The sequence below is a fragment of the Lentisphaera araneosa HTCC2155 genome, assembly GCF_000170755.1.
Taxonomy (GTDB): Bacteria; Verrucomicrobiota; Lentisphaeria; order Lentisphaerales; family Lentisphaeraceae; genus Lentisphaera; species Lentisphaera araneosa.
The window spans coordinates 232,600-252,963 of record NZ_ABCK01000002.1; the positions used below are offsets into that span (position 1 = coordinate 232,600).

Consider the following 20,364-nt stretch of genomic DNA (forward strand, 5'->3'; position numbering starts at 1 on the left):
GCGTGTATAACTTGAGCAGTTGGCTTACTTCGCCCTCAGGCTACGCAGCTCTTCCTCCCGCTCTCTGGTCTTCGCCATGATATAGCAGGCTCGACACCCTGACCGGCCGAAACGCGTTCGTCATCCTACGGACTGATATTTCGTCTAGGCCCTACTACCCACCCCGTTTCACAACGACGCAGTTGACTTCGACTACAGGGCTGACGGTCAACCCTGACGAGGTCTTTCACCTCGCTGTTGTTGTGTACGCATAGGCGTACTATACCGTACCCTGGGCACTTCGGCACTCAATTTTTCGATCAAAAAATCTAAATTTTGAATCGGGTTTTGGAAATCATACTTGTCATCCATAAATCCGTGGATAATTTGATGGCCGGTGGAGGGATTGTTCGTAACTTTTAGTACTCCTAATTGTGATTATGAGTTCAGACTTCTTATAAGCGATCGCAAAAAACACCTGCAGTTATTGAATAATAAAACAAAGGAATAAAAACATGAAAAAACTAATGATAAGCTTATTGATGTTAATGTCATTTTCGATGACAGCAGCAGAACTCCAAGAAAAAACCTATTATAACCGTGGTGAAGTAGAAGTTACAGCAGATTGTCCTGCTTATCCCGTGATGCAAATGATTCAAGCTTTTCTTGATAAGGATATCGCTAAGGCTAAAACTTTTGGGACGGCTGATTTTGATCATTTTATTAAAAACCGTACCCAAGGTTGGGCTAATGATGCAAAATCTTACCATACTGATTGAGATCAAAAACAAGCGATTAGATTTAAGTTCTATCCCGACAAAAAGAAGGCAGGCGATATTTTTGTGAAAGTATTAATACCTCAACCGAAAAATGTCATTTTTTCGTTAAAATACAGTGTTCAGAAAATTGACGGTCAATATAAAATTGTTACTTATCGTTAAGTTTTAATGCTCTAGCGCCAGAGGCGCTAGAGCCAATTAAAAGGAAAATTACAATGAAAAAATTTATACTTATATTGCTATTTGCTTTTGCCTCAGTGCAAGCAGATTACCCCGTAGACGAGGGCTATAGCTACAGTGATTTGGGCGAGATTTCTCCCGATTCCTATGTCTACCCAGGTTATATGCTGATCCAAGCTTTTAAAGATAATAAACCTTGGGAAGCTCTGAAGTACTGCACCGAAGATGCTATAGAATACGTAGATTTAAATCGTGAGTCGTTTTATTACTTTTTAAAATACAATGTCGTGGCTTTTAAACACCTTGAAAATACAAGAATTACAATTCGTTCTAGAGCAGAAGGGGGGGTTTCAGTAAATTATCGCGGGGATGATTCGATAGCGCATAAAAAAGCCATATCTGCTAGTTTTCGAGTTATAGTTGAAAAAATAGATGGCAAATACATGATTACGGAGATTCGTTAATGAGATACTTCATTTTTATCCTCATTTTATGTTTGGTTTCTTGCGATTCAGAGAAAAAACCCGTGGAAGCTAAAGCTGAACAAAAAGTTTCTTCGACAGAAACTATTCAGCCAGAAGTCAATGAACGGCCTGAAGTGGATGTGAAAGTCGCTTGGCGCAGGGAGTTTCCTAATGGTGAACATTACCGTTATGTACACGATTATATTTCTGTTTCCCCTGAACTAACGATCAATGTTCTAAACACATTAGGTGCAAGCTCGAGCACAGAACCGGAATTACTTGTTAATGACGTAGAGTCTCCGAGGCTTAAAGTTGAATCAAAAGTCTACCACTTACATACCTCTAAAATAATTGATCCCGAAAGCAAAGAAACTTATTATTCAGAAGGTCTTTATAAAGAACTTTACGCGGAATGGTTGCAGTACATCGTAGAAGTCGAGGCAGAAGAAAATGAATAAGTTAATATACTTCTTAATGTTTTGCGCCTTTAATCTTTTTGCTAGCGATGCCAGTCAACTCGTTGGCAAATGGAATTTTGACCTAGCAGCCACGCAAAAGACTAAAGAATACAAAGCCCTAAAAGAAGCGCCTAGTCACTTGGGATTTTTTAAGGGCGTCAGCACAGAATTCACTGCCGAAGGAAAATTGATTCAGTCGAAGAATGGCAAAGTGATGATGAGCATGAACTACAAAGTCGTGGCTCAAAAAGCTTCGGCACTTCATGTCGAAATCATCAAGCCAGAAAATGGAAAAGTGGTGGATCAACAAGTTTGTGAAATTAATGATGCTGGCTTGCTCGTGCTTCACTTGGCAAAAAAGGACTTTACAAAAATCATGGCACCGGGCGATGTACCCCTAGTCATGAGCAAAGATAATCAATCAAAATAAATTACTGCAGTACTTAGCCTGCACAAAAAATTAAAAGTAAACCACTCCGGAGATGGGGAGGGGACACAGGAATAAAAAGAAATGAAATTGATAAAAACTGCGGCTTGCCTAATAGTCTTTGCCTTATCCGCAAAGAGTGAGCCCCTTGTGAACGCCCCCCACGATTCAAAACCGCTACAGCCTATTAAAGCTCAAGCAGAACTTTATGCCTTGGCGGGAATTGATCATGTGAAGTTGATGTGGATTCCAAATCAATGGGAACTCAAGCAGTTAGGCTTCAATCTCAAAAGACGCAGACTCAATGGCCAATGGAAAAAACTAAATTCTTCTCCTCTAAAGCCAGAGGTATCTGCTAATAAAAACTATGGAAACTACGGTTTAAATCAGCAGCAAATCACCAAGCTTCAAGATAAGTATAGTCATTGGATTGCGAGTGGTGATTGGTCAGCAATGAGCACAAAAGAAATGCTCACAGAGCTTCAAGGAGAGGGGGGATTAAGATCCGCTTTTATCTATTGTAAGGAAGATTTCAATCAGGCTTTAATGACGGGTTTTGGATATCTTGACAATGACTTTTCTACAAATGATGTTTTTGAATACGGTCTATTTTCCCTAGACGAGCAAGGAAGTGAAGGCTCCTTATTATCGTCGCTTATTGTAAAATATCACTCTAAAAACGACCCTATTTACCATGTCGAACTTTCCTATAAGAACAAGGGCTACGCGCTTGAATTGGAGTGGGTCTATCCACTTGATAAATTTAAGCAAGGGGCTTTGCAAGGCTTTACTATTTACCGTAAAAATGAATCGGGTGAATTTGTGGATATAAGTGATGGCGTATTATACCCAGCATTTACGCGTGGTAAATCAGATCAAAAAGATAAAAAATGGCATTTTGAAGATGATAATTGCGACCCAAGTAAAGCGCAGGTCTATGCCATTATCCCCAGTGATTACTTCCAGTCGAGTTTTTCTAAGGATTTTCTTTATAGCTATGATCCAGAAGCCAATGCAGGCTTGAGTGACAATCCTGTTATTTCAAATATAAAGAATCTGGGGCCTGGAAATATGCAAATCAACTGGAAGTTAAAAGATCCAAACGAAGCCAATCGCGTATCATATTTTAAGCTCACTCTTACGGCATATGGTGTAGAGGGCGACAAGGATGGTTCTGGCTTAAAAACTGTCTTGGTCAAAAAGATTGCTCCCAAGGAAAGAAGCTTTGTGGATAAAACAGCAAAAATTGAAGGTAAAGTCTATGCCTATCAATTAAGGGCAATTGATCGCAATGAAGAAGAATTGAGCACCACTAAAAACATAATTTACGAGAAAGTTCTTATGGCAAATGAAATTAAGGGCCTAGTAGCTGATGTGAGTAAAGTTAAAGATGACCTTCAAGTTAATCTTCAATGGGATGCAAATGAGTCGGGTACCGCTTACTATAGATTATTCCACGATTTCCGAGATAGATCAAATACAGGAACTATGATTGAGCAAGGTGGTATTGGTAATATATATGGGAATTCCTATAAGTTGACCTTTGGCTCTAGCTTAGGTCGGGAAGCTACAATTGGACTCGTCCCTGTGAGCACAAGTGGTGATCACGGTACAATGGCAACAATTAAAGTCTTTATGCCTAAGCTATCAGTGGATTTTGCTAAGTTTTTGAATGTCACTAAAATTGATAGAAATAATCTAAAAATTGATTGGGCTTATGATGATAATGTAGAGGACTTAAATGGCTTCCGTCTGTATTTGGATGATAAAATCATACTGGATGAAAAGGTGCTAAATAAAGATCTACGTTCTTACTCAATTGTATTGGCGGATTCAACAGAAGACAAATCATATCAATATGCTTTGAGTGCGGTTGGTGCTGTGGCAGAATCAAAGAAACGTTGGGCCAATGACATTCTTGTAGAGGCTACTCCTGAAGGCTATAAACCTGAAAAACTAGTCCTAACACAAGATGGTAAGCAAGTAAGCTTAAAATGGAAAGTAATTGATTTAGCAGATAAAGGGCTTAGTGGTTTCAGAGTTAAGGTAGATGACTTAGTAGAGTACGAGTATAACACTATTTCGAGAGGTTTGATAACTGACTTCTCTTATACTTGGACTTTGCCTAATGAAGCACGAGATCACTATCATTTCCAAGTTGTCCCCATTAAAACGGATCAAGAAGATGGACCTGAAGCATCAGCTACTTTGAAGCTAAGCAAATAGAACTTCGCCATGGTTTAGCTCCATGACTCATTAAATCATTCCTATTATAATTGATAACGCTGAGGCGCTGGGGCGCTGGGACGCAGAGGTTTTAAAGTCCTGAGAATGTGTATGTAGTTCGCGCTTTAGCGTGGGGGAGAAAAAGTTATCAGATCGCTGCGCTTGCAGATCGTTCGCAAGCTCACTGCAGATCGGCCTTCGGCCTGCAGGTAAAAGCTGGGAGCGCAGGAATCTTGCCTGCTTTAAGAAGTCATCAATTATCCGTTGGCAGTTTTATCTGTGTTAATCGGAGTCATCTGTGGATGAATTGTATTTCTCTATGTCGTACCTTCGGCACTCACATTTTTTTGATCGATCTTATCTCCTAGCTCTCACGAGCCAGGCTGAACTATACCGTACTCTCGGTACTCATAAGGAATGCTGAAGGTACGGCATAGGTTCTTATACCCTAGCTACCACTCAACGACTCAAGGAATGCTGAAGGCATGGCATAACTCAGCCCAATGGCGTCAGCCTTGGGAGATGGAACACACGATTCAAGTTGAATGCCAAGGGCATGGCATAGGGCCTTATACCCTAGCCTATCACTCAACGACTCATTGATTTTTGCTATTTATACTTGATCACGTAGAGGCGCTAAGACGCAGAGTTTTTTCCCGGGAGCGCAGGAATCTTGCCTGCTTTAAGAAGTCATCAATTATCCGTTGGCAGTTTCATCTGTGTTAATCGGAGTCATCTGTGGATGAATTGTATTTCTCTATGTCGTACCTTCGGCACTCACATTTTTTTGATCGATCTTATCTCCTAGCTCTCACGAGCCAGGCTGAACTATACCGTACTCTCGGTACTCATAAGGAATGCTGAAGGTACGGCATAAAGTACCCACATATGACTAAGGTTAACACAAAAGGTCGGACTAAAGAACTATAGAGAATTAATTGTCTAACCTATCAATTAAAGACAATGCGCAGCAGGAGCTACGCGGTCCAATAAAAAACTTTGTATCTTGGCGCCTTCGCGAGAGAAATCTAAAGTCTTTGTTACTCTGACAACTGCAGGCGAAGCCGATCTGCAGTGAGCTTGCGAACGATCTTTCAGCGTAGCGATCTTACAGTGAGCCTGCGAACGGTCTTCCAGCGCGAAGCACGGTCTAATTTCTAAAAACTTTTCATCCTCCTGCTGTTACGAAAAGTCATTGAATCAACTTCTATTTAAGAATGAACTACGAATGTGATGCTTACTTGTAACAAGTGAGCTTCATTTCTTGTCTAATTAAAAAACTCTCAACATTTTGTTGCACTTGCCCATCTATTCTGTTTATACAATCAAATCCAAACAAAAGGACCCTGAATGAAATACTTTCTTCTCCTCTTCTCTTTCATGGCCATTCAAGCCGCGGATAAACCCAACATCCTCTTTATCTTCAGTGACGACTGGGGCTGGGAAGACCTCAGTTGCCATGGTCACCCCTACGTCAAAACGCCTAATATCGACCGTCTCGCCAAAGAAGGCACCGACTTTTACCGCTTCACGGTGGCAAGTGGTGTTTGCTCTCCGAGCCGTGCGGCAGTGGTCACCGGTCAATTCCCGGCGCGCTATAGTATTGATGGTCACTTTGCTTGGGTTCCCAGCAACGCTAAACGTGGCATGCCTGATTGGTTACCAACGAATGCTCCTTTACTTCAACGTTTCCTTCAAAAAGCGGGTTACCGCACCGCTCATTTTGGCAAATGGCATTTAGCTAACAATATGATTCCCGATTCGCCACTGCCCTCAGAATATGGCTACGATGAGTATGGCGCCTTCAATTGTGCGGGCGAACAAATGCCTTATCATGAAGATTCCATGCACTGCATAAAGTTCATTGAGAAATCTGTAGCGGAAAAGAAGCCCTTCTTCGTCAACCTCTGGATTCATGAGCCTCATACTCCTTTCCACACCCAACCTAAATATGAATGGCGCTTCCGCGACCTCCCCGAAAAAGATCGTATTTATGCTTCAGTACTTTCCCATGCCGATGATCGCATTGGCGATGTCCTCGACGCACTCGATCGTTTAAAAATTGCTGATAATACACTCGTTATCTTCAGTTCCGATAATGGTCCAGCTCGTGCAAAAAGTGATTCTCAACACAGACTCATGTACGATACTGCAACTGGTGCTGGCTGGGATGTTGGCGCTGCCATGGGCATTACTGGTGGACGTAAAGGCTGGAAAGCCTGTGTCTACGAAGGTGGAATTGGCGTTCCTTTTATCGTTCGCTGGCCCGGTAAAGTTGCCGCAGGTAAAATTAATAAAGTCTCCCCTATTTCTGCAGTAGATCTGCTCCCTACTTTCTGTGAACTCGCTGGTGCCAAGCTCCCTGCGGATTATAAACCCGATGGTCTTTCACAAGTGCAAGCACTAATAGGCAAAGATAAAGAAACCACGCGTACAAAACCACTTTTCTGGAAAATGCCTAACAAAGTTCCCGCGTCAAAAGTCGGTGGCTTTCACTGGGTCACTTACGCAGTCATGCACGAAGATTTTAAACTGCTCGCCAATCACGACCTGCAGTACTTCGAACTCTATGATATCGTTAATGATCCCATGGAAAAGAATGACCTCAAGGAAAACAAAACTGAAGTCGCCCAAAAACTCCTTAAGCAAATTAAGGACTGGCAAGCTGAGCTTCCCACTGAACCCACAGGCGATGTCTTCTCTTCTTTGAGAGAGATAAAATAAAGCTGAGTGAAGCTCTAAGAACTTCCAAAGCCTCGTGTTCATTCACGGGGCTTTTTTGTGCCATGCCTGCGGCATCCAATTTTAATCGTGTATTCCATCTCCCTAGGCTGGCGCCTTTGGCATTCATCATCAGTACCGAAGGTACGGCATAACTCAGCCTAGTACGCCCGTGTTAGTAAATAATAATGAACATAAAGTCGAGTGCCGAAGGTACGGCATAAAGTGTCCACAGATGACTCAAATTAACACAGATAAAACTGCCCACGGATAGCTGACAACTTTTTTAAAGCAGGCAGGATGCCTGCGCTCCCAGCTTTTATCTGCAGGCCGAAGATCGATCTGCAGTGAGCTTGCGAACGATCTGCAAGCGTAGCGATCTTGCAGCGCGAAGCGCGGTCTTATTTCTATCCACTTTTTTAAAGCAGGCAGGATGCCTGCGCTCCCAGCAAAAAACTCTGCGACCTAGCGACTCTGCGTGATAAAACTTATCTAACACCTGATAAATTGAATAAAACTACGAAGTCTATTTCCGCATGGAATGGGTCGCTCCCAGCTTTTATCTGCAGGCCGAAGGCCGATCTGCAGCGCGAAGCGCGGTCTTTCAGTGAGCTTGCGAAGCGATCTTTCAGCGCAGCGGTCTTTCAGTGAGCTTGCGAAGCGATCTTTCAGCGCAGCGGTCTTTCAGTGAGCTTGCGAAGCGATCTTTCAGCGCAGCGGTCTTTCAAAGTAGCGATCTGAAAACTTATTTTAAATCTATTTTCCGCTTACTAGATACGTTCTCCTATTTATCTTGTTTGGTATTTGTAACAAGTCGAAAAAAACATTGTGTATAAGTACATGATTAGACTCAGGGTGATTACTACACATGATTAAATTTTACTGCGAGCATTGTACTCAAAAGCTCAGTGCCACAGAAGAAATCTATGGCACTGAAATTCAGTGCCCCTCCTGCAGTCATAATATTTTAGTCCCTCCAGGCCCTGAGACTCCACCTAGCCAAGATATTGAACTCGACTTACTCAATGAAGATTCAAATTCACTAGAAAGTGAATCAACAGACGAAGCCCTTACCCTCGATTCAGAGGAACTGGAAGTTCTGCCCCCATTAAAAGCTAAGAAAAAGAAATCATTTTCAGCAGGCAAAAAAACAAAGTGTAGCCAAAGTTCAAACAGAATAAAATCACGCACGCCAAGAGCTGTGGCTCCAAAGAAAAAAAAAATACTCCCGATGATCTTTGGTTTACTCATTATTGGCCTTATTGCTGGAAGCCTAATCTTCAAAAATAAAATTTCCTCGAATTTAACAAAAACTGAGCTTTCCAGCAGTGCTCTCAAAGCTGGAAGCGAAGTCCTTCAGTTCTCAGAAAAGGAATTGCTTGCTCAAAAAGAAATGATCATGCAGATCAAGCCCTTTATGGAGAAGTACTGCCTAGATTGCCATAATGAAGAAAAGCAAAAAGGCGAAATTCGTCTCGATAATATCGACTTTAACATGGTTCAACACGACTCAGTTTATATGTGGTCAGATATCCTCGACGTACTCAATGTGGGGGAAATGCCTCCCAAAAAAGCAGATCAACCCCACACTAAAGAGCTCTCCAATGCCATTTCATTAATTACTGGGCAAGTCCTTTTAGCTCGCAAACGCCTCTCCTCCACAGGGGGAATGATTGCCATGCGTCACCTCAACAAAAGAGAATATTACGGCAGTATTGAGGACCTCATTGGTCTTAAATTACCTGATAATTACTTAGATAATGAGCTGAGCCCCAATTTTGATACTAATGGCGCCGACCAATTTTTCTCTTCACGTACTTATAACACCTACATGAAAGTCGGGACTGAAATCATGACACAAGCCCTAAAATCATATTCAATAGACTCGAAAAATCCAAAAAAATCTAAATTTGCACCCGCTGGTAGAGCTTATGCACGTCAGAAAAAAGCTTTAGATAAATTAGAAAAAACCATGGCTCTTATAAATTCCGGTGCCTCAATGGAAAAAATAGGTCTAGGCGATGCTGGTCAGGTGAAGTTATTTAAAATGAGATATGAAAAAGCTATTGCAGCTCCGAAGAAATATCTTGATATCGAACTTCATAAAACGGGTGTTACCAGCGAATTCACGCCCCGTTTTGGGCGCAATGTAGCTCTAAAACCAGGGGCTCGATACATTTATCGGATCCATGGCAGCAGTAAAAGCGCTGTCGATATAAAGGTTTATGCACAAGATAAAATGATTGGCACACTGAATTTTAAAGCTTCGACAAAAGTACAAAATTATGAGTTTTCATTCACTACTGACACCCTAGAATTAAGACAACGTATCGGCTTTTCCATGGAAAAAATTAAGGGAATTTATATTGAGTCTGAGGAGCTTGAGGGACCTTTTGAAGCACAAAGTTCTTTTTCTGAAAATTTATTTAAGCCCCTACTAAAAAAGAAGGAACTCAATGATTTTGAGCTAAGCCAAGTCTTCAAAAAATTTGCTCAGCGCGCCTTCCGACATCAAGAGGTCGATGATAATTACATAAAAGCTTTAGTCGATATATATAAGTCAAAAAAGACCTCAGGAAAAAATTTCATCGACTCTTTCAGCACCCCCTTAGCCATGATCCTCTCATCTCCTTCATTCCTTTATATTAAAGAGACTAATGAAGGACAAAGAGCCCCTCTCGATCAAGAACAATTTGCCATTCGTCTCGCTTACTTTTTATGGAGTAGCCCCCCCGATGAGGCGCTCTACAAAGTCGCTAAGGCTAATAAACTCTACGATCAAGAAATCTTGGAAACACAATTTGAACGTATGATAAAGTCGCCCAAAGCAAGTCAATTTATCGAAGGTTTCATTAATCAATGGATTGGCATGGAGCGCTATGATGAAGTCGATTTACCCAACAAATTACTCGGTACATTTCAGCAATCCGCACGACAAGAATTGAGTGAATACTTCAAAGTTCTCGTCCAAGAAAATCTGCCCGTCGATAAACTTATTGATTCCGATTTTGTCGTCCTCAATCAAACTCTCGCGGATTACTATAAGATAGAAGGGGAGTTTTCCGGTTTCCAAAAAGTTGCTCTGCCCGCCAATAACCCCCGCGGAGGACTCTTGGGCCAAGCTGCCTTCCATATCATGGGGAGCGCCGCCTCGCGTACTTCGCCCTCTATTCGGGGCACTCTCATAAGAGAAAGTCTTCTTCATGATCCCCCGCCGCCACCGCCGGCGAATGTCCCAGAAATTGATAATACGAGGCAAGGGCAATTCTCGGTAAGAGATTTAGTGAAACATCATCAGGAACTTCCGCAATGCTCTTCCTGTCACGCCAAAATTGATCCCATAGGTCTAGGGCTGGAAAATTTTGATTACCTCGGGCGCTGGCGAGATAGTGAAACTATTGGGGCCGACACAAAACGAGTCAAAGGAAAGAAAAGATCGCGAGGTAAAAAATTAGCTATTGATGCGAGTGGCTACATTTCAGAAGGAGAAGAGTTTCAAGATTTTGCAGGCTTTAAAAACGCCCTCTTGAAAAACAAAGGTAAATTGGCCGAATCACTTTATTCATCGATGCTTGCCTATGGAATTGGCCGCGAAATCGAATTTATTGATGAAGAGGAAATCCATCAAAATTTACTCATCTTAGAAAAAGATAATTACCCCATAAAAAATATGATTTATCAACTTATCGCGTCAGAAACTTTTAGGACAAAATAGGAGAAACCAATGAATCGAATTACACAATTTTCTAGGCGCTCATTTCTCCAATCTGCGAGTGCTTTTCTAGCTCTACCTCATTTGGAAACTTTTGCCGCTAAGGCTTCAAACAAAGCTATCAAACGCATGATTTTCCTTGGTCAGGGTTATGGCTTTGTGGGTAAATCTTTTTACCCCACTCAGGCAGGAAAATTTTCAGAGATCGGACTTACAGAGGGCATGAGTCCCCTAAAAAAACATCAGAATGATATTAGTCTCTTGGGAAACCTGGAAAACCTTGGAGCCACGAATCCTCACCAAGGAAGCCTCACCTTTTTAACTGGCGCCTCATACATAAATCCAAGGGCTTTCAAAAACACTGTTTCCTGTGATCAAATTGCCGCGAGTCAGCTTTCTAAAGATACCCGCTATGGGAGTATCACTCTCTCCACAAAAGAAAGAGCTAGCGGTCACGGCTCAGGCGTGAGTTCAATGGCATGGAATTTTCACGGAAAACCTATAAGTGGCCTCAATACTTCACTCGAACTCTACAATACACTTTTTTCGAAGCATGAATCACAGGCGCAAATTTTAAACCGTATTAAAGAAGAGCGCAGCATTCTCGATGCTATGAAACTCAATATCTCATCATTTAACCGTAACTTGGCGAAAAACGATCAAGAAAAGCTCGACGAGTACTTTCAATCCATACGCGAGATTGAACTCAGCCTTAAAAAACAAATCGAATGGTCCAAAATCCCAAAACCCAAGGCTAGCTTCAAACACCCTAAAGAAGTCGATGGGGAGGCAGAAGTTAAACTCATGTTTGATATGATCTGTCTCGCTCTACAAACGGATCAAACGCGTGTCATTACTTATATGATGCCCTCGCAATCCGTTCTCTCTAGCATGGGTCTCAGTGTTCCCGTTCATAGCTTATCCCACTACCAAATCTCCCCAGAGCGAGAAGTGTGGGCCAAACAAAGGGATCATAAATGTATGGAACTCCTAAGCTATTTCATCGGAAAACTAAAAAGCACCAAAGACAAAGATGGACTTAATCTCTACGACACCAGCATGCTTGCTTATGGTTCTAATATTCGCAATACCCATACAATAAAAGATTTTGCTGTTATCCTTTCTGGTGGTGCCATTAACAATTTGCGTCTAGGCGAGAGTATCAAACTCCCCAAAGCAACGCCCCTACAGAACGTCTGGCTCACCCTACTACAAGAAACAGGCATCCCCATCAAAAGCTTCAGTTCTAGTACCGGATCCATCCCAGATTTACTGACTTAAAGGTCTTGCCACTCAGCCATACCGGAGGCGGATAATTTAATATCTTTGTCTTAACATTTTACCGCCTCTCAAGGTGGGCACACCTTGCTGGGAAGGGGACGGAGTCCCTACAATTCATCGAAAATAGGAAGATGCTGCCGCACGGGCCCGGCTGCCACCGGAGGCGGATAAATCATCGTGAAACGATGAAACTTTATTAGCCCCACATGCACATGTAACTCAGACTCAAACGCCCCTTAAACCACCCTTATAGCCTGCGAACTCATCCGTCACTACACCCAGACGCTGAAGGATGTTGACATAAAGATGAGCTAAGGGCTCTTCTTCAACTGTAACATCACCTTTAAATACCGCATCACTCGTCTGGCCTGCTCCTGCTTGGTTATCTTCATTGCCTTTACCAAACTTGAGGTAGCGACCATTTTTAAAGCCAAGTTTTGCACCCCCCGCAGAGATAATTGGATAGTTTCTCGATAGATGGAAACTACTCGATGCCGAACCATGCATAGCAAAAGTATTGTCGAGCATATTGCCTTCGCCATTTACTTCTGGTGTGTCTTTTAATTTTTGTACAAAGCGCCCAAATTCTTCTGCTTGAAAACGATTATACAGACCTAAATTTTTCCAGCCCCCAGGTTTTTTAACATCGTGGGTTAAAGAATGTGCATTTGGAAAACCTACTGATTGAGCTAATAAATCATGAGGACCTTCGCCATTTTCGCGACCCATTTGATAAGTGATCGCACGCGTCGAATCATTCACAAAGGCGAGGTACATGAGTTCGTACATGGTTTGCAAATAGAGGCGCGCTTGCTTTGGATCCACATCTAAATTCAATTGGCTACCATCGACTTTTGGCATCGGCTCATCGATCCACTTTTGAGCTTTGACAAGTTTAATCTCGGTATCCCTTACAGAGTCTAAGTACTGTTCAAGAGTTTGACGGTCATGTGCAGATAATTTCTTCTTCATGGCGCGCGTGCTCGAAATTAAATAATCGAGTGAGCTCTTGGTTCTCGCCAACTTATCTCGTGCATCCTTGCCTTGAATCACAAAGAGTGAATCAAAAATTTGCTTGGGCTTACTCATCGCAGGAATGGCTCGGCCTTGATGATTGAAGGATTGAGTGTGGCTACCTCTTGGGGCTCCAGTCCCCCCATTAGTCGATAAAACTAAGGATGAATAACGAGTTTCTTCGCCTATCACATCTGCATAGACCTGATCTAAAGAAATAGAATTTTTATAAGGTCCAAAGCCACCCACAGGTGCTCCCGTAAGGTATTGATCCGCATTCGAGTGCCCATGCACATTGCGCGCAGTGGGATGCGATAGGCCAGAATAAATTGTTATATCTTGACGCAGCGGCTCTAGAACATCTAAGACTTTACTGAGTCGAAAATCTTTCTCACCACCCTGTGGAAACCAACTCCAATCTTTCCAAGCTGGATCTTCTTTTAAAGGCAGTCCCACGCCATCGGGATGATAAATACTAACAAAACGCTTTGGCACATTTCCTTGACTATTTTTTGCTGCGAAACTTTCAAACCATGGAAGGGCTAAAGCAATTCCTGTGCCCTGTAAAAAAGTTCTACGATTTAATTTCTGTATAGTCATTTTAACTCCAGGTTTAATTGTTCAAAAAAAGTTGACTCGTGATTATAATACTAATCATATCTTTAAGGCCATCACCACTCTGGCGCAACTGGCGGCCCATTTCTTCAAGTTCTGATTTATCATTAAAGGATAGCGACCGACCCAGGGCATACGCCGTCATTTTATAGATCATCGCCTCCGTAAATTGATCCTGCCTATCGCTTAATAAGTAAGCTTTTAAGCCTTTAATTCCATCTAATTGATGTTTATTGAAAAGTGTCGCACTCGCATCAATGGGCTTGCCCTTTTGCTTATCTCTAAATTGCCCGAGCGCATCATAATTCTCAAAGGCGATGCCCCAAGGATCAATTTTGGCATGACATGAACGGCAGGCATCGTGATTGCGGTGGTCTTCCATTCTTTCCTTCAAGGTCATTTGCAAAATCTTCGGGTCCGTGAGATCAACTTCTGGCACATTTGGGGGTGCGGGTGGTGGGGGATCATGCAGGACATTTTCCAACATCCATATCCCGCGCTTTAGAGGGTTTGATTCCTTGCCATTGCTATTCATCGCTAAGAGTCCCGAGCTAGTCAACAAACCACCTCTTTGATAATTATTATTTAATTTGACACGGCGAAATTCTTCCCCGTATATATTCTCTATGCCATAATGCTTAGCTAGGCGCTCATTAATCACGAGATAATCGGAGTGCAAGAAATCGATAATCGAGCCATTATTTTTTAGGACCTCAGCAAAATAAAAGACGATTTCTTTTTTCATGTCTTCCTTTAGTTCAGCACGGTAGGAGGTAAAAACCTTTTTATCAAATATGACGTTTTCTAATGCCTCAACACCCAGCCACTCTTCCACAAAATTTTTGACAAAGCGATCGGCCTTCGGGTCAGTTAACATCCGTTCAATTTGATGATTGAGTACCGCTTTATCGCTCAATTTTCCCGCTCGTGCCAAATCAATTAAATGCTTATCTGGACGACTCTTCCATAAAAAATGTGAGAGGCGATGAGCGAGGCCAAGATCATTTGATTTTTGATTTTCTGCTACCATCGACTCACCTTGAGCAATGTAAAGGAACTCTGGTGAAGCCAAAATTGTCGCCAAGACTTCTAAGACGGCATCATCAAAATCTTTGAAGCGTGGACGGAAACCTTTATATAAATTGATTAAAGGACGAAGTTCATCTTGATTCAATTTCCGGCACCAAGCTTTTTCTGCGAAGTTCTGAATCACTTCTTGTGCATATTGTTCTTCATTGCTTTTGTCTTTACTCGCAATAAAAATATCCTGATGTGATTGAGGTGGCCACTGTTCGTAGATCGGTGCAGATATTTCTATGGAATCAATGAGTAATTGGCTCTGGCCATTGCTATGGTGCTTGATCGTTAAAACTTCAGATGGTGTCGGAGTTTCTCCTAGAACTCCCGTCCTTAAAAAGGGGTTCCTTTGCATTTCACTTAAAGCAATTTCAAATTGTACGGTTTGTGGTTTTTCCTTTGTACCTTTGACTAATAAATTCTCCTCTGTCGCACGCGTAATAAAGTTGGCATTATTACTCGTTTGCCCGCCAAATAGTAGCTCTATGCTGGAGTATTCATTATCTTTGATTTGATCACGTCCCGCACGAACCTTCACTCTCATATTACCTTGATTGGGAAGAAAATTACCTAAATCCAATTTCAAATCATAAGCCCAAGGAATGACCGCACGGACGGACGATGATGATGCCTCCGGTTTTTCTTGATCGGGTTTAATCGCCCAACGTGCACGACTGTAGCCATAGCGATAGGCCCAGCCTCGCCCCGTTTCTAAATCAAGAATATGAACCCCGCGTGTATCGTCACTTTTATTATTTTTAAGATCAATGCCAATAATGTCTTGCTTGAGGACTTCTTCAGCTTCCTGATTTTTGCCTGCTTTTTTGAGCTTGTCCGCTTTCTTTTTGAGCTGAGATTTCAATCTACCAGAAAGATTCTTTTGCGAGAGTTCCATCAAATCTTGAGGTGAAATACGATAAGTCATCGGCTTGGGTTGTGGCCCCTTTATTGTCACTTTTTTTAATGCCTTTAGACCGAGTTCGTGATAAGTCTGAAATTGCATCGCCGTCATCTTCAAGTGCTCTGAGCTATTGGAGAAGCCATCTTCAGAAACCGTTTCAGGTGCTAAGTCATCCGCAAAACTAAAGTCGACTCCAAGTAGATCTTGCAAAGCATAATTGTACTCGATTTTGGTCATACGGCGGAAGGAACTTTGGGGATTATCCTCGCGTTTGACTTGCTTGGCTTTGTTCATTTCCTCACCAAGCCAATTAATCACCAAACTACGGTCTTCACCCTCTAAATGATAATCAGGCTCATCTTCTGGAGGCATTTCTTGATTCGTTAATACATCAAAGACTTCAAGCCAATCATTGATGTCTTTTCCTTTGAGCAAATCCGCATCCAAAGTATCGACTCTAAATCTCCCTTTAGATTTTTTAGGACCATGACAATCGAGACAGTTTTCTTGGAGAATCGGGTAAATCTTCTTTTTGAAAGTGTGAATATCTGCCACGATTTCTTTATCTTGATAATTGATTTTCTTGGCCTTACCCCGAAGCAATTCTGAGCGCTCTCTTCCCTGGGACCTAAGTTTTTCTAAATCCACGAGTGAATCATTAGCGAATGCCGAAAAACTCAGCGCTACACATATTAAACAAGTCTGTATTTTCCTAAAAATCATTTTCTACCTAATTGTTGCTATTTAATTCATTAAACAATTGAAAAACTTAAGTGCATCATAAGAATGAAGAAAAAAGTATGAAAATCTTAAAAAGAACAAAAATATGCTCTTATCACACCAGCACTTATCATCCAAGGTAAAAATCCTCCGAAAAACATGTGCATTTATGCACTTCTCCTGAAGCAAGACATTATTTTCCTTGTTAATAAGAATAAAGAACCCTTCACTTAAAGCGCTCATACAAGTCGACTGACTTGAGCGAAGCAAGAGTTCCAAACAACTTAAGATTGAGCCACCAAGCTCTTGGAGACATAGATGGACAAAAAATACTTTTTCGCAGTTCTTTGCGCACTCACACTGACTTGCTGGGCTGATCAAACACGACCTAAAAAGCCGAATATCGTACTTATTTTAGTTGATGATCTCGGCTGGCAAGACGTCAAATGTTACGACATTGGCGCGCCTTCTCCAATGGAAACGCCAAACCTCGATGCCTTGGCAAAAAAGGGCGTCAAATTCTGGCAGGCTTACTCTCCCGCCCCCGTATGTGCTCCTAGCCGTGCCGCCATTCTCAGTGGTCATCATCCTGCACGAGGAGAAATGACCAGCGTTGCCGGTGGTTTCCCTCCTCACGCTGGGCATCCGACAAATTCAGCGCAAATCCAACCCTGGTATAGCTCGCGCATGCCTCTAAAAACTTTTTCTTTAGCTGAAGCCATGAAAGCACAGGGCTATCGCACCGGCCATAGTGGCAAGTGGCACATCTCTAAAAACCACTACGCCTACCCACAGCCCTTTCATCACGGTTTCGATTACTCCGTGCACAAGCGCGGTGTGCAGGTCCCTATGCTACCCGATCGACTCAGCGGTTTTGCCACCAATGATCCTAAAGACCCCTACCGTTTAGATGAAAATGGCATGCCCTTCGACCAACCACAAGAAGGGGCAATGACCTTCATTAAAGAGAACCAAGACAAGCCCTTCTTTCTTTATTATGCAACCTGGCTCGTTCATTCTCCCTTAGTAATGCGCAGTGAAGCGCTCTTAAAAAAATATGAAAAGAAATTAGGCCTTACGCTAAGGGATGAGCACAAGAAGACTTGGTCGAAAAAAGGTCAAAGCAACCCCTTTTACTGCGCCATGGTAGAACAACTGGATTACTACCTCGGGCAAGTCTTCACTCACTTAGAAGAAACCGATGACCCGCGCTGGCCGGGACACAAACTCGTGGAAAACACCTATATCATTTTCACTTCTGATAATGGTGGCATGGAAGGAACTTCTAGCGAGATCTATACCGATAACTACCCACTTGATCACGGAAAAATCTCGATTAAAGAAGGCGGTGTTCGCGTGCCCTTTATTATTTCGGGCCCAGGTATTTCTCAGCAAGCAGAAAGCCAAGTCATGGTCAATGGCTTGGACCTTTATCCCACCATCCTCTCACTCATTGGAGCTCCAAAGCCCCCAGGCAAAAAATTTGATGGCTGTGATCTAACGCCGCTTTTGAAAAACAATGTCAATAAGGCTGAGCTCATTGTGAATTCACAGGGCAAGGTTCGCGATAGCCTATTATGGCATTTCCCTCAATCTCAAAGTGCCAGTGCGATTCGCATCGGCGATTATAAACTCATTCGTTATTACAATGACAATAAGGCACCTGAACTTTATCGACTTTATCAAGGTCCTAAAGCGAGTCCTCAGCGTCGTGACATAGAAGAGAAAATCAATCTCGCGAATCAAATGCCTGAAAAAGTTCAGGAGTTAAATACACAATTAGCTAATACAATAGCAGAAATGGGCGGTCGCCTCCCCTATGGCAACCCCAATTTCAGTGGTCCACTGGCCAATAAAGAAAAGGCTCCCAAAGTGCTCTCCCATCAACTTATCGGTGATCAAGTCCAGTTCACGTACCAAAGCAATGGCGCTCAAGTCGTCAAAGCCGACCTCATGTACACTCCCAATGGCGGCAGCCGTGATGAAGAGTGGTTGCGACTTTCAGCAAAAATACTTGACGATAATAAAGTCTTAGTCACTCTACCAGCCCAAACGAGTCATTATTACCTCAACCTCATTGATGAAAATAATTTCCTGGCGATCTATCCAGAGCTCGATAATATCCAACGTAGAAAATTAGGCTCGAGCTTCAGTACACAAGCCCTTAAAGCCGATTTAGCCCCACTCAAAAAAGGTCCCCCCATAAATTTCCAAGATGAGTTCACTCAAATCAAGAAGCTCAAGGGCAAGGTCTTTATCAGTGAAGATTTTGAAGCCGCTGAACTTCCCACAGATCTATCTTTTACCCAAGGCCTCAGCCTCAGCAAAAATGATTCCGCCTCGGGTTCCCAAAGCCTTCAATTCTTTGAGTCAAAAGAACTCAAACAAGACTGGATGCCCATGCTCAGCTATGGACTCAAAATCCCCTCCATGGATATCAATAGCCAGTTCCTCATTTCCTTTAATTTTAAACTCGATGAAGACAAACCGGGAAAACTTAGCCTCGTTTTGCGAGATCATAGCTCGGGTGAACGCCGCATCCTAACTGAACTCACTTTAGAAAAAGGCGCGATAAAAGCTAACGGCCGCCCCGTCATCCCAATCTCACCGGGAGTGTGGTATAAATTTGACCTCTCTTTTCACACCGGGTCAAAGAACACGCACTTTTTTAAACTTTCTGCTACGAGCGCAAATGGTGATTCTCTAAGCGCCGAAATTCCTTACCTTCAATATCACTTCAACATGCCCGATTTAATCGGCTTTGTGGGATTGGGAAATGAGGGTAGCAGTATTTATTTTGATAATCTTATCATTCGCACTCAAGACTAAAAATATTTAAAAACATTTAGGATAATTAAACATGACCTCACCTACGCGAAAGCACTTAAACCACTTTTTCCTCGCCATCATGTTCACTCTTTGTCTGAGTTCTCAGGCGCTAGATAAACAAGAACTCAGGCTTTGGCCACAACTCGCTCCGGGTGAAAGCGATGACAAAAAAGCGCCTCGCCTCTACTTCTTTCAAGCCAAAAAACAGCTATCCGATTCACTTGTGCTCATCTTTCCTGGCGGGGGGTATCATGGTTTAGCTATTGATCACGAAGGCTGGCAAGTTGCCAAGTACTTTAATGATAAGGGCATTAATGCTGTCGTGCTCAAATACCGTGTTCCTCGTCCCAAAGGACAAGCCAAACACATGACTGCATGGCAAGATGCTCAGCGTGCCGTGCGCGTGGTTCGTTCCAATGCTAGCAAATGGAAAATCAACCCAGAAAAAATTGCGGCCTTGGGCTTCTCCGCCGGCGGTCACCTCACCCTAATGACCGCAACGAGTTCACAAACTCCCGCTTACCAAGCCATCGATGAACTCGATAAATTGCCCTGTCACATCAACTACGCCGTTCCCGTTTATCCCGCCTATGTTTTGGAAGACGGTTCCAATGGTCCTAACAAGGGTAAAGGAAATAATTCCACTCTGGTGAAAGACTTTAAGTTTGATGCCAAGACGCCTCCCATGTGCCTTATTCACGGCGATACTGATCAGTATTCCCCTATGAATTCCGTCGCTATTTACCATAAGCTCCGCACCATGAATATCCCCGCCGAACTGCATATCTTCGCAAAAGTGGGACACGGCTTCGGTGCTCGTCCATGCCATAAAAAAAATAAGCATGTCGGCGATTGGCTCAATCGTTCTTACGAAGCCTTAAAAGTCTTTGGTTTTTAAACAAAAATCGCCATCTCAAGTCTGATACTTGAGTCCCACTCCTAAGTCGTCAGTTTGACTAAGATATAAAAATAAGGACTTTT

Annotated in this window: 12 protein-coding genes; 10 read left to right on the forward strand and 2 right to left on the reverse strand. The window is 42.6% G+C overall.

Going from position 1 to position 20,364, the window contains the following annotated elements:
* Positions 1-494: 494 nt before the first annotated feature.
* The 8 genes from LNTAR_RS02390 to LNTAR_RS02425 all read left to right on the forward strand — a co-directional run bounded on the left by LNTAR_RS02390 (position 495) and on the right by LNTAR_RS02425 (position 12,227).
* On the forward strand, positions 495-758 hold the full coding sequence (locus LNTAR_RS02390; RefSeq protein WP_007277031.1) for a hypothetical protein: 264 nt from the start codon (positions 495-497) through the stop codon (positions 756-758).
* 215 nt (positions 759-973) lie between these two features.
* Positions 974-1,402, forward strand: coding sequence for a hypothetical protein (locus LNTAR_RS02395; protein ID WP_007277032.1), 429 nt, complete (start codon positions 974-976; stop codon positions 1,400-1,402).
* Entirely contained in the window at positions 1,402-1,860 is a 459-nt protein-coding gene (locus LNTAR_RS02400) for a hypothetical protein (RefSeq protein ID WP_007277033.1), read from the forward strand. The genes LNTAR_RS02395 and LNTAR_RS02400 overlap by 1 nt, the downstream gene beginning before the upstream one ends.
* Positions 1,853-2,290: a hypothetical protein gene (locus LNTAR_RS02405; RefSeq protein ID WP_007277034.1), complete on the forward strand. Its 438-nt coding sequence runs from the start codon at positions 1,853-1,855 to the stop codon at positions 2,288-2,290. The genes LNTAR_RS02400 and LNTAR_RS02405 overlap by 8 nt, the downstream gene beginning before the upstream one ends.
* Before the next feature lie 81 nt (positions 2,291-2,371).
* Positions 2,372-4,513, forward strand: a complete 2,142-nt coding sequence (locus LNTAR_RS02410; protein WP_007277035.1) for a fibronectin type III domain-containing protein — start codon at positions 2,372-2,374, stop codon at positions 4,511-4,513.
* A gap of 1,350 nt (positions 4,514-5,863) precedes the next feature.
* Positions 5,864-7,237: a sulfatase family protein gene (locus LNTAR_RS02415; protein ID WP_007277036.1), complete on the forward strand. Its 1,374-nt coding sequence runs from the start codon at positions 5,864-5,866 to the stop codon at positions 7,235-7,237.
* Positions 7,238-8,102: 865 nt separating this feature from the next.
* Positions 8,103-10,949 carry a DUF1592 domain-containing protein gene (locus LNTAR_RS02420; protein WP_007277038.1) on the forward strand — a complete coding sequence of 949 codons (2,847 nt, stop codon included), beginning with the start codon at positions 8,103-8,105 and terminating at the stop codon, positions 10,947-10,949.
* A 9-nt stretch (positions 10,950-10,958) separates the two neighbouring features.
* Positions 10,959-12,227: a DUF1552 domain-containing protein gene (locus LNTAR_RS02425; RefSeq protein WP_007277039.1), complete on the forward strand. Its 1,269-nt coding sequence runs from the start codon at positions 10,959-10,961 to the stop codon at positions 12,225-12,227.
* A 225-nt stretch (positions 12,228-12,452) separates the two neighbouring features.
* Here the strand turns inward: LNTAR_RS02425 and LNTAR_RS02430 are convergent, their stop codons facing one another.
* Positions 12,453-13,841, reverse strand: coding sequence for a DUF1552 domain-containing protein (locus tag LNTAR_RS02430; protein ID WP_007277040.1), 1,389 nt, complete (start codon positions 13,839-13,841; stop codon positions 12,453-12,455).
* A gap of 13 nt (positions 13,842-13,854) precedes the next feature.
* A complete protein-coding gene (locus tag LNTAR_RS02435) occupies positions 13,855-16,557 on the reverse strand; it encodes a DUF1592 domain-containing protein (RefSeq protein WP_052607289.1) in 2,703 nt (900 codons plus the stop codon).
* Between the two features lie 315 nt (positions 16,558-16,872).
* Between LNTAR_RS02435 and LNTAR_RS02440 the strand changes: the two genes are divergently transcribed.
* Both LNTAR_RS02440 and LNTAR_RS02445 read left to right on the forward strand, forming a co-directional pair.
* Positions 16,873-19,383 (forward strand): sulfatase, encoded by a 2,511-nt coding sequence (locus LNTAR_RS02440; protein WP_007277042.1) that lies wholly within the window; start codon positions 16,873-16,875, stop codon positions 19,381-19,383.
* A gap of 31 nt (positions 19,384-19,414) precedes the next feature.
* On the forward strand, positions 19,415-20,281 hold the full coding sequence (locus LNTAR_RS02445; RefSeq protein ID WP_007277043.1) for an alpha/beta hydrolase: 867 nt from the start codon (positions 19,415-19,417) through the stop codon (positions 20,279-20,281).
* The last annotated feature ends 83 nt before the right edge of the window (positions 20,282-20,364 follow it).

What these genes read in the sequence shown, in the direction of transcription:
- LNTAR_RS02390 (WP_007277031.1), top strand. Translation starts at nt 495, where the DNA reads ATGAAAAAACTAATGATAAGCTTATTGATGTTAATGTCATTTTCGATG.
- LNTAR_RS02395 (WP_007277032.1), top strand. Translation starts at nt 974, where the DNA reads ATGAAAAAATTTATACTTATATTGCTATTTGCTTTTGCCTCAGTGCAA.
- LNTAR_RS02400 (WP_007277033.1), top strand. Translation starts at nt 1,402, where the DNA reads ATGAGATACTTCATTTTTATCCTCATTTTATGTTTGGTTTCTTGCGAT.
- LNTAR_RS02405 (WP_007277034.1), top strand. Translation starts at nt 1,853, where the DNA reads ATGAATAAGTTAATATACTTCTTAATGTTTTGCGCCTTTAATCTTTTT.
- LNTAR_RS02410 (WP_007277035.1), top strand. Translation starts at nt 2,372, where the DNA reads ATGAAATTGATAAAAACTGCGGCTTGCCTAATAGTCTTTGCCTTATCC.
- LNTAR_RS02415 (WP_007277036.1), top strand. Translation starts at nt 5,864, where the DNA reads ATGAAATACTTTCTTCTCCTCTTCTCTTTCATGGCCATTCAAGCCGCG.
- LNTAR_RS02420 (WP_007277038.1), top strand. Translation starts at nt 8,103, where the DNA reads ATGATTAAATTTTACTGCGAGCATTGTACTCAAAAGCTCAGTGCCACA.
- LNTAR_RS02425 (WP_007277039.1), top strand. Translation starts at nt 10,959, where the DNA reads ATGAATCGAATTACACAATTTTCTAGGCGCTCATTTCTCCAATCTGCG.
- LNTAR_RS02430 (WP_007277040.1), bottom strand. Translation starts at nt 13,841, where the DNA reads ATGACTATACAGAAATTAAATCGTAGAACTTTTTTACAGGGCACAGGA.
- LNTAR_RS02435 (WP_052607289.1), bottom strand. Translation starts at nt 16,557, where the DNA reads ATGATTTTTAGGAAAATACAGACTTGTTTAATATGTGTAGCGCTGAGT.
- LNTAR_RS02440 (WP_007277042.1), top strand. Translation starts at nt 16,873, where the DNA reads ATGGACAAAAAATACTTTTTCGCAGTTCTTTGCGCACTCACACTGACT.
- LNTAR_RS02445 (WP_007277043.1), top strand. Translation starts at nt 19,415, where the DNA reads ATGACCTCACCTACGCGAAAGCACTTAAACCACTTTTTCCTCGCCATC.